We start from the raw sequence: 13,806 nt of genomic DNA, 5'->3' as shown, positions 1-13,806 counted from the left end.
CATCGTTCCATCTGGCGAACGATCAACGGCACGGAGGGCCCCCAGCCATGCGCGACCTGAACGATCTCTACTACTACGCCCAGGTGGTCGACCACGGCGGTTTTGCCCCCGCCGGCCGCGCGCTCAGCGTGCCCAAGTCGAGCCTGAGCCGGCGCATCGCGCTGCTCGAGGAGCGGCTGGGCGTGCGCCTGATCCAGCGCTCCACGCGCCGCTTCAGCGTCACCGACATCGGCCGCCAGTACTACGAGCACTGCGTGGCCATGCTGGTCGAGGCCGACGCCGCGCAGGAGGCCATCGACCGCCTGCAGGCCCAGCCGCAGGGGCTGGTGCGGCTGTCATGCCCGCCGGCGCTGGTGTACTACCAGGTGGCTGAAATGATCGCCCGCTTCATGACCGAGTGCCCGCGCGTGACCGTGCAGCTCGAGAGCACCAACCGCCGCGTCGACGTGATCCGCGAAGGCTTCGACCTCGCGCTGCGCGTGCGCTTTCCGCCGCTCGAGGACACCGACCTCGTGATGAAGGTGCTGGGCCACAGCACGCAGCGCCTGGTGGCCCACCCGCGCCTGCTCAAAGGCCTGACGGCGCCGGCCAGCCCCGCCGACATCGGCCTGCTGCCCAGCCTGGACCTCGGCCCGGCCCAGCCGCACCACACCTGGTCGCTCGAAGGCCCCGACGGCGCGAGCGCCGAGGTGCGCCACCAGCCCCGCCTAGTGACGGACGACATGGCCGCGCTGCGGCATGCCGCCCTGCAGGGCGTGGGCGTGGCCAAGATGCCGACGATGATGGTGCGCGACGACCTGCAGGCCGGCCGCCTCGTCGACGCGCTGCCGCAATGGGCGCCGCGCAGCGGCATCGTGCACGCGGTGTTCCCCTCGCGCCGCGGCCTGCTGCCGTCGGTGCGCAAGCTGGTGGACTTCCTGGCGGTGGAGTACGAGGCGCTCGAGGCCCTTGAACTTTCGGGCGTATCGGCCGCGCCGGCGCCGACGCGCACCTCAGTCGACTGATCCAGCGGTCACTGGCGCGTACAGCGGCAGGCGCAACGTCAGCCCGAGCACGCCGCCATCGTCCGGCGCGGAATAGATGCGCCCGCCGTGACGCCCCGCGATGCGCTCGCAGATGCGCGCGCTGGCCAGCGAGGCGGCGTCGAGTGCATCGAAGAAGCGCGCCAGCGGTGGGCGTTCGCTGTCGGCATCGAGGTCGCGCCAGTGAACGACGGCCTGCGTGCCTTCGATGCGCGCGCGCACCTGCAGCGTCGCGCCCGCGGCCATCACGCGCGCGGCATGCGCGGCCACCTTGGCCAGCAGCTCGCGCAGCTCCGACGGAATGCCGAAGACCGGCACCGCTTCCGCGGGCAGGTCCACAGCGAGGCGCAGCGCCATTGCGTCGCCAGGCTCGGCGCCGAGCAACGGCCGCAGGTCCTGCACGCGGCTGTCGGCCAGTTGCTGGCGCTGCTGCGTGCGGGCCTGCTGTGCGAGGCCACGGGCGTGCACGGCCGCGCGGGCGTTGGCGACGAACAGCGCGCCCATCAGCGCGAGCACGCCGGCCAGGCTGAAGCCGATGAGCGTGGCGATGACCAGGCCGAGTGAACTGCCGTACATGGTCGACAGTCCCTCAGCGCGTTTCGGGAAAAGCCGGCCGCGCGCAGCCGCTCGGGGCCTCGCAGCGTGGTGGAGGCGGCGGCCCTTCGCCGCGAAACCCCGGCGGTGGCCCAGGCGGATAAAGAGGCGGCGGCAGCACGATGCAGCCCGAGAGGCCGAGCGCTGCCAGCACGCCCGCGAGGTGGTGAATCCGGGTCATGTGAATCGATGCGTTGCTTGTTCGACGGCAGGGAGCGTTCGCATGCGCCGGCAGCGCCGACGCACGCGAAGGCAGGCCGATCAGAACGCGTGGCGAATGCCGAAGTCGTAGCCCGTCGACGAACGCGGCAGGCCCGTGTAGCCCACGCCGGTGCTGCCATAGCCCGTGGTGCTGGCGGCCGTGAGGCTGCCCGTGTAGTTCGCGTCGTTGCGGTTGCTCACGCGCGCCACGGTGGCGTACAGCGCGGTGCGCTTGGACAGGTTGTGCACGTAGCCGATCGCGAGCTTGTTCGCGCGCGGGTCGTCACCCGTGACGCCGACCGCGCCTTCGTTGTAGCGCACGGTCGAGTACGACGCGCGGACCAGGCCCGCGCCCACCGGCATGCTCGCGCCGATCAGGTAGCCGTTGTAGCTGTCGTGGCTGTTGCCGAGTGCCGCGAGGTCGAACTTGTTCTTCACGTTCGACAGCTCGCCGAACAGCTTGACCGGTCCGAAGTCGTACGACGCGCCGAGGTTGATGGTCTGCACCTTGCGCGTGAGCGTGGTGGTGTCGGCCGCGACGTTCTGGCCCACCGCCAGCGCGATGTCCAGCGGACCGTTCGCATAGCCGAAACGCCCGCCCACATAGCGCCCGGCGCTGCTGCTGGTGGCGGCCGCGGTGTCGGTCGCGCTGGTCTTCGTGTTCTCGTTCAGGCTGTACTGCAGCTGGCCGTAGAAGCCGCCGAGGTTCGGCGGCAGGAAGTAGCCGACCATGTTGCTGGCGCGCACGTAGTTCGTGTTGCCCAGCGCGGTGCTGCCGCTCACCGTGTTGATCACGCTGGAGCCCGAGCCGTTGGTGCCGAACGGGTCGAACACCGTGTCGTTCCAGAACGTGGCCGTGTAGTCGCGGCCCAGCCGCACTTCGCCGAAGCCGCCCGACAGGCTGACGGTGGACCGGCGGTTGAAGTTGGCGATGCCGGTGGCGCCGTCGTCGTTGCTGATCGGCGCCTCGAGCCAGAAGCTGGCGGCGAGCCCGCCGCCCAGGTCTTCCGTGCCGCGAAAGCCGATGCGGCTGGAGTTGTAGCCCGAGTTGGCCAGGCTCCATTGGCTCTGCTTGCTGGTGGTGCCCGTGACGGGGTTGCGCGAGGTGGCGCTCTGGTAGCTCACGCCGGCATCGACGACGCCGAACAGGGTGACCGACGATTGGGCAGAAGCCAGGCCGGTGACGGCCAGCGCGGCGAGTGCCGTGAGGGATTTCTTCATTCAGGTTTCTCCGGGGTTTTCAGCTGCTCTTCATCGAGCCGCTGACCGGATGGTCCTGTTCAAAATTGGAGGAATCTGGTGGACGCCAGCCCTCTCCTCGCGGGTGTTGTTTTGCGTTCACGCGCCGGCCGGTGCGTGAACGCCCTGCGCCGGACAGGCTACTCGGCCGTGCGCAGCGCAGGCGCCGGGGACGCCGCCGCGCGCCGCGCATAGCGCTGCGCCAGCACCGCGCACACCATCAGTTGCATCTGGTGGAACAGCATCAGCGGCAGCACGATCGCGCCGACGGCGTGCGAGGCGAACAGCACCTTCGCCATCGGAATCCCGCTCGCCAGGCTCTTCTTGGAGCCGCAGAAGACGATGGTGATCTCGTCCTCGATGTTGAAGCCGAAGCGCCGCGCCATGAAGGTCGTCAGGCCCAGCGCCAGCGCCAGCAGCACGCCGCACACCAGCAGCAGGCCCAGCAGCGCGCTCACGGGAATCTGCTTCCAGAGCCCTTCGATCACGGCCGCGCTGAAGGCCGTGTAGACCACCAGCAGGATCGAGCCCTGGTCCACGAACTTCAGCACCGCGGCGCGCTTCTGGATCCACTTGCCGATCAGCGGGCGCGACAGGTGGCCGATGACGAACGGCACCAGCAGCTGCAGCAGGATGCGCCCGATCGCGTCAAGCGACGACGACGACGCCACCGCGCCGCCCTCGGGCAGCACCACCAGGCTCACCAGCACCGGCGTGATGAACACGCCCAGCAAGGTCGAAGCCGAAGCGCTGCAGATGGCGGCCGGCATGTTGCCGCGCGCCATGGCCGTGAAGGCGATGGCCGACTGCACCGTGGCCGGCAGCACGCACAGGAACAGCACGCCCGTGTACAGCTGCGGCGTCACCAGCGGCCCCAGCACAGGCCGCAGCGCGAGCCCCAGCACCGGGAACAGGATGAAGGTGCAGGCGAACACCAGCAGGTGCAGCCGCCAATGCGTGATGCCCGCAAGGATCGCCTCGCGCGACAGCTTGGCGCCGTGCAGGAAGAACAGCAGCCCGATCGCGACCGTGGTCAGGCCCTCGAAGAAATGCGCCACGCGGCCGCTGGCGGGCAGCAGGCTGGCCAGGGTGACGACCGCGACGAGCGTGAGCGTGAAGTTGTCGGGGAGAAAGCGTGAACGTGCCATGCCCTGCATTGGACCTTCCGGCCATTCAAAAGAGAAATGGATTTATCGGATGGATATATGATTTGAGCGCATGAACGTCACGCTGCGCCAACTCCGCGTCTTTCGCTCGGTGGCCGAGGGCCGCAACTTCAGCCGCGCCGGCGACCAGGTCGGCCTGAGCCAGCCGGCAGTGAGCCGGTCGATCTCGGAACTCGAGGCCCAGCTCGGCCTCAAGCTGCTGGACCGCACCACGCGCGAGGTGGTGCTGACCGAAGCCGGCCACTCGTTCGCGGCCCGGCTCGACCGCGTGCTCGACGAACTCGACCAGACCCTGCAGGACGTGGCCGGCCTGGCCAGCGCGCGCGGCGGCAAGGTGCGCGTGGCCAGCAGCCCCACGCTCTCGGCCAACCTCATGCCCGACTGCATCGCGGCCTGCGCGGTGCAGGCGCCGGGCATCCAGTTTTTGCTGCTCGACCGCATCCAGCAGGACGTGCTGGACAGCGTGCGCAGCGGCGAGGTCGACTTCGGCGTGGTGATCGAGCCCTCCGAGGCCGACGACCTGCACTGCGAGTCGATCCTCAACGACCCCTTCATGGTGGTGACGCTGCCCGGCCACCGGCTGACGGAAAAGAAGGCCTCGGTGAACTGGTCGGCGCTCGACGGCCAGCCGCTGGTGCTGCTCGATCACGCCTCGGGCAGCCGGCGCCTCATCGACCAGGCGCTGGAGCGGCACGGCGCGCGCTGCGACGTGAAGCAGCAGCTGGGCCATGCGACCACCGTATTCCGCATGGTCGAGGCCGGTATCGGCATCAGCGTGATGCCGGGCCTGTCGCTGCCGCCCGAAGGGCTGGCGCGGCTGGTGGTGCGCCCGCTGGTGCCGAACGTGCAGCGCGCGATCATGCTGATCCGGCGCCGCAACCGCGAGCTGTCGCCGCTCGCGCAGCGGGTCTGGCGCATGGTGCGCGAGACGGCGGCGCTCAGTGAGGCGCCCGCGGCCCCGCAGACGAAGGCGCGCTGAAGAAGCGCTCCTGCCGCTGGCGCACGCAGAAGTCGATCAGCTCCTCCACCTCGGTGGCCTTGTCGAACACCGCGTCGGCGCCGAGCTGCGCGCACTTGCGGCGCGTCTCGGGCGTGGCGTGATTGCTCAGCACCACCATCTTCTGTTTCGGATCGCGGTTGCGGCAGGCCTCGAGCACGCTGAAGCCGGTGCCGTCGCCCAGGAACAGGTCGACGATGGCCAGGTCCCACAGCGCCGGGTTGCGCGTGAGCCAGCGCGTGCCCTCGGCCTCCGATTCGGCCTGACCGACCGGATCGATGCGCGCCATCTCGCGCAGCGTGCCCGCCAGGCTGGCGCGCTGGGCGGGGTTGTCTTCGACGATGAAGGCGCGGACGGTGGTCATGGCGGGCTCTGCAAAGGGACAAGTGCAGGCTACAAATTGCGCCCGCCACAAGTCGAAGGTGTGACACCCCACCGCGCGTAGGACATCACCCGCTGGCCCGTGCGCTGGTTCAGAGCGTGAGGATGGTGCAGCCCGTGGTCTTGCGCGCCTCGAGGTCGCGGTGCGCCTGCTGCACGTCGGCCAGGGCGTAGCGCTGGTCGATCGGGATCTTCACCGCGCCGCTTTGCACCACCGCGAACAGGTCGTCGGCCATGGCCTGCGTGCGCTCGCGCGTGGCGATGTGCGTGAACAGCGTCGGGCGCGTCACGTAGAGCGAGCCCTTCGAGGCCAGCAGGCCGAGGTTGACCGGCGGCACCGGGCCCGAGCCGTTGCCGAAGATCGCCAGCAGGCCGAAGGGGCGCAGGCTGTCGATGGAGCCTTCGAAGGTGTCCTTGCCCACCGAGTCGTACACCACCTTCACGCCCTGGCCGCCGGTGATCTCCTTCACACGCGCCGCGAAGTTCTCGGTGCTGTAGTTGATGGCGTGCGCCGCGCCGTGCGCCAGCGCGAGCTGGCACTTGGCGTCGCTGCCGGCCGTGCCGATGAGCTGCAGGCCGAGCGCCTTGGCCCACTGGCAGGCGATGAGGCCGACGCCGCCGGCCGCCGCATGGAACAGCACGAAGTCGCCGGGCTGCAGGCCTTCGGCGGGCAGCGTCTTCTTCAGCAGGTACTGCGCGGTGAGGCCCTTGAGCATCATGGCCGCGCCGGTCTCGAAGGAGATGTCGTCGGGCAGCTTGCACACGCACTTGGCGGGCATCACGCGCAGCTCGCAATACGCGCCGGGCGGCTGGCTCGCGTAGGCGGCGCGGTCGCCCACCTTCAGGTGCGTCACGCCCTCGCCCACCGCCTCGACGATGCCCGAGGCTTCCATGCCCAGTTGCAGCGGCATCTGGAACGGGTACAGGCCGGTGCGCTGGTAGGTGTCGATGAAGTTCAGGCCCACGGCCTTGTGGCGGATGCGGATCTCGCCGGGGCCGGGCTCGCCCACCTCGACCTCGACGACCTTCAGTTCCTCGGGACCGCCGTGGCGGTCGATACGGACGGCTTTGCTCAACATCGTTGCTGTCTCCACGCAGGGGAAAAAAGAATGGGACGGGCATCGTGCCACGTTTGGCCATTTCTCGACGGGCCACGGACACTGCGCGGGCCCGGTAGAGTCGGCGGCCATGTCGTCCGCATCGCACCACCGCCTCACGCCCCTCACCGCCCTTCTGCTCACCGTGCCGCCGCTGCTGTGGGCCGGCAATGCGGTGGTCGGCCGGCTGGTGCGCGCGCTGGTGTCGCCGCTGACGCTGAACTTCGTGCGCTGGGTGATCGCGTTCGTGCTGCTGCTGCCGCTGGCGGCCTGGGTGCTGCGCCGCGACAGCCCGCTGTGGGCGCACTGGCGGCGCTATGCGCTGCTGGGCCTGCTGGGCATCGGCCTGTACAACGCCTTCCAGTACCTGGCGCTGCAGACCTCCACGCCGATCAACGTCACGCTGGTGGGCTCCAGCCTGCCGCTGTGGATGCTGGCCGTGGGCACGCTGTGCTTCGGCGCGCGCGTCAGCCGGCGCGCGCTGGGCGGCGCGCTGGGCGGCGCGCTGCTGTCGATGCTGGGCGTGCTGCTGGTGCTGAGCCGCGGCGAGTGGCAGCAGCTGCTCGCGCTGCGGCTGGTGCCGGGCGACCTGTACATGATCGCGGGCACCATCGCCTGGGCCTTCTACAGCTGGCTGCTGGCGCGCACGCACGAGCCCGTCAATGTGCGCAGCGACTGGGCCGCCTTCCTGATGGCGCAGCTGGTGTTCGGTGTCGCGTGGTCAGGCGCGCTGGCCGCCGGCGAATGGACGCTGACCGACGCCCACATCGACCTGGGCTGGCCGCTCGTGAGCGCGATGCTGTTCATCGGCATCGGCCCGGCCGTGTTGGCCTACCGCTGCTGGGGCACCGGCGTGCAGCGCGCGGGGCCGCAGGCGGCGAGCATCTTCATGAACCTCACGCCGCTGTTCGCGGCCGTGCTGTCGGCGGCCTTCCTCGGCGAGGCGCCGTACTGGTACCACGGCGCCGCCTTCGTGCTGATCGTCGGCGGGATCGTGGTGTCGTCGCGGCGCTGAACGCGCGCCGCTGCGTCGGTCAGTAAGTGCCCGGGTAGGCGCCGCCGTCTGCCAGCACGTTCTGCCCGGTCATGTAGCCCGCCTGCATGCTGCACAGGAACGCGCAGATCGCACCGAACTCGGCCGGGTTGCCGAAGCGCTTGGCCGGAATATTCTTCTTGCGCGCTTCCCACACGGTGTCGAAATCCTGGCCCGACTTCTGAGCCGCGCCGGCCATCGTGCCCTTGAGGCGGTCGGTCTCGAAGGAGCCCGGCAGCAGGTTGTTGATGGTCACGCCCTGCGCCGCCACCGACGTGCGCGCCACGCCGGCCACGAAGCCCGTGAGGCCGCTGCGCGCGCCGTTCGACAGGCCCAGAATGTCGATCGGCGACTTCACCGAACTCGACGTGATGTTGACGATGCGACCGAAGCCGCGTTTCGCCATGCCATCCACCGTGGCCTTGATGAGCTCGATGGGCGTGAGCATGTTGGCGTCGACCGCCTTGATCCACGCCTCGCGGTCCCAGTTGCGGAAGTCGCCGGGCGGCGGGCCGCCGGCGTTGGTGACGACGATGTCGAAGTCGTGGCCCAGCGCGAACACGGCCGCGCGGCCGGCTTCGGTGGTGATGTCGGCCGCCACATGCTTGACGAACGGACCCGACGGGCCGGCCGCTGCCACCAGCTGCTTGGCCGCGGCATCGAGCGCCTCGGCGCCGCGCGCCACGATCACCACGTTGACGCCCTCGCGCACCAGCGCCTCGGCGCAGCCGTAGCCCAACCCCTTGCTCGCGCCGCACACCAGTGCGGTCCTGCCTGCAATGCCCAGATCCATGTGTTTGCTCCAGTCGATCGTTCGATCGATGCTGCAGGGGCTACCGCCCCTTGCGTGTGAAAACGAAGATGCCCGCGATGACGAGCACCGTGCCGGCCGCGATCCACGCGGTGAACGGCTCACCCAGTATGACCACCCCCATGAGGATGGTCGACAGGGGCCCGATCATGCCGGTTTGCGCCGCAATGGCGGGGCCGATGCGCTCGATGGCCATCATCACCATGAGGACAGGCACAGCCGTGCACAGCGTGGCGTTGAGCACCGACAGCCAGATCACCTCGGGCGCCACCGCCATCGCCGCGCTCATCGGCCGCGTGAGCACGAACTGCAGGATGCACAGCACGCAGGCCACGGTGGTCGCCAGCCCCACGAGCCGCAGCGAGCCCAGCCGCTTGACGAACTCGCCGCTGTACACAAGGTAGCCCGCGTAGCTCACCGCGCTCAGGAACACGAGGAACGCGCCCCATGCGGCCGCGCCGCCGCCCTTGCCGTCGCCGCCGGTCCACAGCTCGTGGCCGAACACCAGCAGCACGCCGGCATAGCTCACGACCATGCCGAACACCTGCGGGCGCGTCGGGCGGCGCCGGTACAGCAGCCAGCCGAAGAACAGCACCAGCGTGGGGTTGAGGTAAAGAATCAGCCGCTCGAAGCTGGCCGAGATGTAGGCCAGCCCCGCGAAGTCGAGAAAGCTCGCGAGGTAGTAGCCCGAGAAGCCGAGCCCGAGGATGCCGAGCCAGTCGCGCGTCGTGAGCGCAGGCTTGCCGCGCCCGGCCCACCACGCCATCAGCGCGAACAGCGGCAGCGCAAAGAGCATGCGCAGCATGATGAGCGTGATGGCGTCGACGCCGTAGCGGTACGCCAGCTTGACGATGATGGCCTTGCCGCTGAACGCGATGGCGCCCAGCGTGGCAAGGACGAGGCCGGTGGCGTAGCCCTTGCGGGCGGCCTCGTGTCCGTGCGGGGGAATGCCGACCGATGCGGCTGTCTTGTTCATCCCCCGATCATCCCTTGATCCTCAGTAGCCTGCAGCGAGGCCGTCGCGGCGCGGGTCACTCGCGGCGACGTAGCCTTCCACCGAAGGCTCGCCCGCGCGCCAGATGAACTGGCCGGCGCCGAAGTCCTGGTAGGAATCGTTGATCACCTCGAGGTGGTGGCCCAGGTCGCGCAGGCCCTGCAAGGTGTCGGCATTCATCGCGGCCTCGACGTTGATCTCGAGCCCCGCGTTGAAGCGCCAGCGCGGCGCGTCGCACGCGGCCTGGGGGTTCTGGCCGTAGTCGAGCATGCGCACCAGCGTCTGCATGTGGCCCTGCGGCTGCATGTTGCCGCCCATCACGCCGAAGCTCATCACCGGCTGGCCGTCCTTGGTGAGGAAGGCCGGGATGATGGTGTGGAACGGGCGCTTGCCCGGTGCCACCACGTTCGGGCTCTCGGCCTTGAGGCTGAAGCCGTGGCCGCGGTTCTGCAGGCTGATGCCGAATTCGGGCTCCACGCAACCCGAACCGAAGCCCATGTAGTTGCTCTGGATGAAGCTCACCATCATGCCGCTCTCGTCCGCGGCTGTGAGGTAGATGGTGCCGCCCTTGACGGGGTTGCCGGCCTTGAAGTCCTGCGCCTTGTTCACGTCGATGAGTCTCGCACGCGAAGCCAGGTACGCGTCATCGAGCATTTGCGCGGGGGTCACCGTCATCGACGATGGCTCCGACACGTAGCGGTACACGTCGGCGAAGGCCAGCTTCATGGCCTCGATCTGCAGGTGCTGCGACTGCACCGAGTCGACCGGCAGCGAGGCGATGTCGAACTTCTCGAGGATGCCCAGCGCGATCAGCGCCGCGATGCCCTGGCCATTCGGCGGGATCTCGTGCAGCGTGTGGCCGCGGTAGTCGCGCGAAATCGGCTTCACCCACTCGGGCTGGTAGGCCGCCATGTCGGCCACGGTGAGCGCGCCGCCCTGTTCCTGCGAGAACTTGGCGATGGCCTCGGCGATCTCGCCGTTGTAGTAGGCCTCGCCCTTGGTGCGGGCAATCGCCTTGAGCGCGCGCGCCGCCGCGGTGAAGCGGAACAGCTCGCCGACCTCGGGCGCGCGGCCCCAGGGCAGGAAGGCCTGCGCGAAGCCGGGCTGCGACTGAAGGATCGGCGTGGCCGCCGCCCACTTGCCCTGCACCACCGGCGGCACGAGGTAGCCGCGCTCGGCGATGTCGATGGCGGGCGCCATCAGGTCGGCGAAGGGCAGCTTGCCGAAGCGCTCGCTCATGGCGACCCAGCCGCGCACCGCGCCCGGCACCGTGACCGAGTCGATGCCGCGCATCGGCGGCGTGGCGGCGTCGGCGCCGTACTTGGCCTTGAAGTACTCGGGCGTCCATGCCTTCGGCGCGGGGCCCGAGGCGTTCAGGCCGTGCAGTTCCTTGCCGTCCCACAGGATGCAGAAGGCGTCGCTGCCCAGGCCGTTGCTCACCGGCTCGACCAGCGTCATCACGGCGGCCGTGGCAATGGCCGCATCGACCGCGTTGCCGCCCTGCTGCAGGATGCGCAGGCCGGCCTGCGCGGCCAGCGGGTGCGAGGTCGCGACCACGTTGCGTGCGAAGACCGGGAGGCGGGTCGAGAGGTAGGGATTGTTGAAGTCGAAGTTCATGTCGGCGTGCTCTCGTTAGTCGTTGGTGATCTTGCGATCGACGACGATCTTTTTCCACTTGGCGGCGTCAACGGCCACCATCTTTGCGAACTGCTCGGGCGTGCCCGCGTTCGCCGGCTCGATGCCCAGGCGCGCGAGCTTGTCCTTCAGCTCCGGATCGGCCAGCGCCTCGTTGGCGGCCTTGTTCACGCGCGCCACGATGTCGGCCGGCAGACCCTTCGGGCCGTAGAAGCCGAACCAGGTGGTCGACTCGAAGCCGGGCAGCGTGTCGGCGATGGGCGGCAACTCGGGCGCGAGCGGGCTGCGCTTGAGCGAGGTCACGCCCAGCGCGCGCAGGCGGCCGTCGCGCACGTGCGGCATGCCGGTGGGCAGCGAGTCGAACAGCACGTCGACCTTGCCGCTGATGAGGTCGGGCACCGCCAGCGCCGTGCCGCGGTAGGGGATGTGCGTGACGAACACGCCGGCCTGCGCCTTGAACAGCTCCGCCGTGAGCTGCACGATGGTGCCGTTGCCGCTCGATGCGTAGTTGAGCTTGCCGGGGTTCTTCTTGGCGTTGTCGATCCATTCGCGCACCGTCTTGGCGGGCGTGTTGACCGGCACCAGCATGATGCTCGGCGCATCGCCCACGTGGGCGATGGGCGTGAAGTCGCGCACCGTGTCGTAGGGCAGCTTGGGCGTGATGGCCGGACCGATGGCGTGCGTGCTCGTGGTCGCGAGCAGCAGCGTGTAGCCATCGGGCGGCGCCTTGGCCGCGAGGTCGGAGCCGATCGCACCGCCGGCGCCGGGCTTGTTGTCGACCACCAGCGTGGCGCCGAGCTTCTCGCCCATCTTCTGCCCCAGCGTGCGGGCAAACAGGTCGGTGGCGCCGGCCGCCGGGAACGGCACGATCAGGCGGATGGGCCGGTTCGGGTAGTTCTGGGCCAGTGCGGGCACCGCTGCCAGCACCAGCGCAGCCGCGGCAAGCGCGGCGCGGGTGGTTCGTTTCATGGAATTCATTGTGTCCGAGGTGGTGTGTCGGGAGCGCGCCTTGTCCGACGTGGCCGCAGGATTGGACACGCGGGGCATTGAAAAGGGAAATGGATTTATCGGATAGATATATGAATCTGGCGCATCAATGTTGCCACGGCCATTCCCTCGGCCATCACGCGGTGCGCGGCCTTGCGCCCGACCATCAGAAATAGCGATGGGGTCGCATCAGCAAACGGTATTTCCTCCCGGGCGCCCTGCCGTCCGATAGTCGCGCCAGTCCACTCGACACAGAAGTGGCGCACAGGAGACCTCCCCTTGAACTTTCCTTCCCTCGAGGGCGCCGATGCCGGCGCCCTCTGCTTCAGCTCGCGCGTTCTTCGCGTGAAGCAGCACCCGCTCGGCCTGGCCCTGCTGGCGCTGGCCGGCGCGGCCTCGGCGCAGTCCTCGGTGACGCTGTTCGGCGTCATGGATGCGGGCGTCAGCCATTTCGAGACCGTCAGCGAGTACCGCCCGGCGTTCGATCCGCGGCGCCCTGCCGCCGCCGTGCTCGCCGCGGCCGTGCCGCGGGTGACGCAGAGCCAGACCACGCTGTCGCGCGGCGGCTACCGCGGCAGCAGCCTGGGTTTTCGGGGCACGGAAGACCTGGGCGGCGGCCTGGCGGCGAGCTTCTGGCTGGAGTCGAACATCGCCAACGACGACGGCAAGACGGGCCTGGCCTCGTTCGCCAAGCGTTCGACGCTGAGCCTGTCGGGCGGCTTCGGCGAGCTGCGGCTGGGCCGCGACTACACGCCGATCTTTCGCAACGACTCGCTGGCCGACCCCTTCGCCGTGCAGGGCGCAGGCCTGTCGGTGATCGCGCGCGTCAACAGCGCCTCGTCCACGCTCCTGGGCGGCGCACCGGCCGGCGTGGCGGCCGGCGACAACTACGCGCGCGCCAGCAACAGCATCGGCTACTTCCTGCCGCCGGACCTCGGCGGCTTCCACGGGCAGCTCCAGTACGCCTTGCCCGAGAACGTCCGCTACAGCCCGGACGTGACGCCGACGAACGCGCGTGGGCGCTACCTGGGCGGGCGCTTCGGCTATGCCAAGGGGCCGCTCAACGTGGCGCTGGCGTTCGGTGAAGACAACAAGGACCGCCTGCCCTCGGGTTCGGCGGCCAAGCCGCCCGTCGACGCCGGCGGCGAGGACCGGCTGAAGACCCTCAGCCTGAGCGCCACCTACGACTTCGGCCCCGTCAAGCTGCTGGGCGAACTGTCGCAACTGCGGCACCGGCGCGCGCAGGCGCAGCCGTGGATGCAGGCTCGCACCGACAAATACAACGGCTACCTGGTGGGCGCCACGGTGCCCGTGGGCCCGGGACTCGTCCGCGCGTCGTTCGGTCGCGTCAGCTACAAGGCCGGCGCCACCGGCCTGCCGGGAGACACCGCACAAGGCGCCAGCGCCAGCCAATGGGCGCTGGGCTATGTGCACCACCTGTCCCGCCGCACGGCGCTGTACGCCACGTTCGCGCGCGTTCGCATCCGGGACGGCCAGAACGACAAGGCGATCGGCGCCGTGACGAGCGCCAGCGACGCGCCCTATCCGGGCTACCTGGCCGCCAGCGGCTGGCGCCCGCGCAGCGCCACGGGCTACGACTTCGGCATCCGCCACATCTTCTGATCTTCGTTTTCATGCGCCCCTGCATT

General features: G+C 69.5%; 13 protein-coding genes. 4 read left to right on the top strand and 9 right to left on the bottom strand.

Annotated elements, in window-relative coordinates:
• Positions 1–47: 47 nt before the first annotated feature.
• Positions 48–1,004, top strand: coding sequence for a LysR family transcriptional regulator (locus AC07SQ_RS10900; protein ID WP_495271205.1), 957 nt, complete (start codon positions 48–50; stop codon positions 1,002–1,004).
• Here the strand turns inward: AC07SQ_RS10900 and AC07SQ_RS10895 are convergent.
• The 3 genes from AC07SQ_RS10895 to AC07SQ_RS10885 all read right to left on the bottom strand — a co-directional run bounded on the left by AC07SQ_RS10895 (position 993) and on the right by AC07SQ_RS10885 (position 4,204).
• Complete coding sequence (locus tag AC07SQ_RS10895; protein ID WP_495271206.1) at positions 993–1,598, bottom strand: ATP-binding protein; 606 nt, start codon at positions 1,596–1,598, stop codon at positions 993–995. The genes AC07SQ_RS10900 and AC07SQ_RS10895 overlap by 12 nt on opposite strands.
• A gap of 279 nt (positions 1,599–1,877) precedes the next feature.
• Positions 1,878–3,038 carry a porin gene (locus AC07SQ_RS10890; RefSeq protein WP_495271207.1) on the bottom strand — a complete coding sequence of 387 codons (1,161 nt, stop codon included), beginning with the start codon at positions 3,036–3,038 and terminating at the stop codon, positions 1,878–1,880.
• Positions 3,039–3,196: 158 nt separating this feature from the next.
• Positions 3,197–4,204 carry a bile acid:sodium symporter family protein gene (locus tag AC07SQ_RS10885; RefSeq protein ID WP_495271208.1) on the bottom strand — a complete coding sequence of 336 codons (1,008 nt, stop codon included), beginning with the start codon at positions 4,202–4,204 and terminating at the stop codon, positions 3,197–3,199.
• 70 nt (positions 4,205–4,274) lie between these two features.
• Here AC07SQ_RS10885 and AC07SQ_RS10880 point away from each other — a divergent pair, with 70 nt between their 5' ends.
• Entirely contained in the window at positions 4,275–5,201 is a 927-nt protein-coding gene (locus AC07SQ_RS10880) for a LysR family transcriptional regulator (RefSeq protein ID WP_495268754.1), read from the top strand.
• Here AC07SQ_RS10880 and AC07SQ_RS10875 read toward each other — a convergent pair.
• Together AC07SQ_RS10875 and AC07SQ_RS10870 are read right to left on the bottom strand one after the other, a co-directional pair.
• The gene (locus AC07SQ_RS10875) at positions 5,161–5,583 is read right to left on the bottom strand and encodes a response regulator (RefSeq protein WP_062479432.1); all 423 of its coding nucleotides are present in this window, start codon (positions 5,581–5,583) and stop codon (positions 5,161–5,163) included. The genes AC07SQ_RS10880 and AC07SQ_RS10875 overlap by 41 nt on opposite strands.
• Before the next feature lie 109 nt (positions 5,584–5,692).
• Positions 5,693–6,679, bottom strand: coding sequence for a quinone oxidoreductase family protein (locus tag AC07SQ_RS10870; protein WP_095949395.1), 987 nt, complete (start codon positions 6,677–6,679; stop codon positions 5,693–5,695).
• Positions 6,680–6,788: 109 nt separating this feature from the next.
• Between AC07SQ_RS10870 and AC07SQ_RS10865 the strand changes: the two genes are divergently transcribed.
• On the top strand, positions 6,789–7,712 hold the full coding sequence (locus AC07SQ_RS10865; protein WP_495271209.1) for a DMT family transporter: 924 nt from the start codon (positions 6,789–6,791) through the stop codon (positions 7,710–7,712).
• A 19-nt stretch (positions 7,713–7,731) separates the two neighbouring features.
• Here the strand turns inward: AC07SQ_RS10865 and AC07SQ_RS10860 are convergent, their stop codons facing one another.
• Genes AC07SQ_RS10860 through AC07SQ_RS10845 form a run of 4 tightly spaced genes read right to left on the bottom strand, consistent with a single transcriptional unit; the run spans position 7,732 to position 12,139 of the window.
• On the bottom strand, positions 7,732–8,523 hold the full coding sequence (locus tag AC07SQ_RS10860) for an SDR family oxidoreductase (protein ID WP_159274987.1): 792 nt from the start codon (positions 8,521–8,523) through the stop codon (positions 7,732–7,734).
• A gap of 40 nt (positions 8,524–8,563) precedes the next feature.
• Entirely contained in the window at positions 8,564–9,517 is a 954-nt protein-coding gene (locus tag AC07SQ_RS10855; protein WP_070063637.1) for a DMT family transporter, read from the bottom strand.
• Positions 9,518–9,538: 21 nt separating this feature from the next.
• Complete coding sequence (locus tag AC07SQ_RS10850; protein WP_495271210.1) at positions 9,539–11,152, bottom strand: gamma-glutamyltransferase family protein; 1,614 nt, start codon at positions 11,150–11,152, stop codon at positions 9,539–9,541.
• Between the two features lie 15 nt (positions 11,153–11,167).
• A complete protein-coding gene (locus AC07SQ_RS10845; RefSeq protein WP_062479418.1) occupies positions 11,168–12,139 on the bottom strand; it encodes a tripartite tricarboxylate transporter substrate binding protein in 972 nt (323 codons plus the stop codon).
• Between the two features lie 363 nt (positions 12,140–12,502).
• On the opposite strand from AC07SQ_RS10845, the gene AC07SQ_RS10840 reads away from it, so the two are divergent.
• Complete coding sequence (locus AC07SQ_RS10840) at positions 12,503–13,780, top strand: porin (RefSeq protein ID WP_495271237.1); 1,278 nt, start codon at positions 12,503–12,505, stop codon at positions 13,778–13,780.
• Positions 13,781–13,806: the final 26 nt, after the last annotated feature.

It is taken from the genome of Variovorax sp. GW821-FHT06D12 (genome assembly GCF_059419205.1).
Note: the sequence above shows the minus strand (reverse complement) of the source record. Positions and strands in the feature narration are given on the sequence as shown.

Excerpts from the sequence above, each read along its gene's own strand:
- AC07SQ_RS10900 (WP_495271205.1), top strand. The coding sequence starts at position 48 with ATGCGCGACCTGAACGATCTCTACTACTACGCCCAGGTGGTCGACCAC.
- AC07SQ_RS10895 (WP_495271206.1), bottom strand. The coding sequence starts at position 1,598 with ATGTACGGCAGTTCACTCGGCCTGGTCATCGCCACGCTCATCGGCTTC.
- AC07SQ_RS10890 (WP_495271207.1), bottom strand. The coding sequence starts at position 3,038 with ATGAAGAAATCCCTCACGGCACTCGCCGCGCTGGCCGTCACCGGCCTG.
- AC07SQ_RS10885 (WP_495271208.1), bottom strand. The coding sequence starts at position 4,204 with ATGGCACGTTCACGCTTTCTCCCCGACAACTTCACGCTCACGCTCGTC.
- AC07SQ_RS10880 (WP_495268754.1), top strand. The coding sequence starts at position 4,275 with ATGAACGTCACGCTGCGCCAACTCCGCGTCTTTCGCTCGGTGGCCGAG.
- AC07SQ_RS10875 (WP_062479432.1), bottom strand. The coding sequence starts at position 5,583 with ATGACCACCGTCCGCGCCTTCATCGTCGAAGACAACCCCGCCCAGCGC.
- AC07SQ_RS10870 (WP_095949395.1), bottom strand. The coding sequence starts at position 6,679 with ATGTTGAGCAAAGCCGTCCGTATCGACCGCCACGGCGGTCCCGAGGAA.
- AC07SQ_RS10865 (WP_495271209.1), top strand. The coding sequence starts at position 6,789 with ATGTCGTCCGCATCGCACCACCGCCTCACGCCCCTCACCGCCCTTCTG.
- AC07SQ_RS10860 (WP_159274987.1), bottom strand. The coding sequence starts at position 8,523 with ATGGATCTGGGCATTGCAGGCAGGACCGCACTGGTGTGCGGCGCGAGC.
- AC07SQ_RS10855 (WP_070063637.1), bottom strand. The coding sequence starts at position 9,517 with ATGAACAAGACAGCCGCATCGGTCGGCATTCCCCCGCACGGACACGAG.
- AC07SQ_RS10850 (WP_495271210.1), bottom strand. The coding sequence starts at position 11,152 with ATGAACTTCGACTTCAACAATCCCTACCTCTCGACCCGCCTCCCGGTC.
- AC07SQ_RS10845 (WP_062479418.1), bottom strand. The coding sequence starts at position 12,139 with ATGAAACGAACCACCCGCGCCGCGCTTGCCGCGGCTGCGCTGGTGCTG.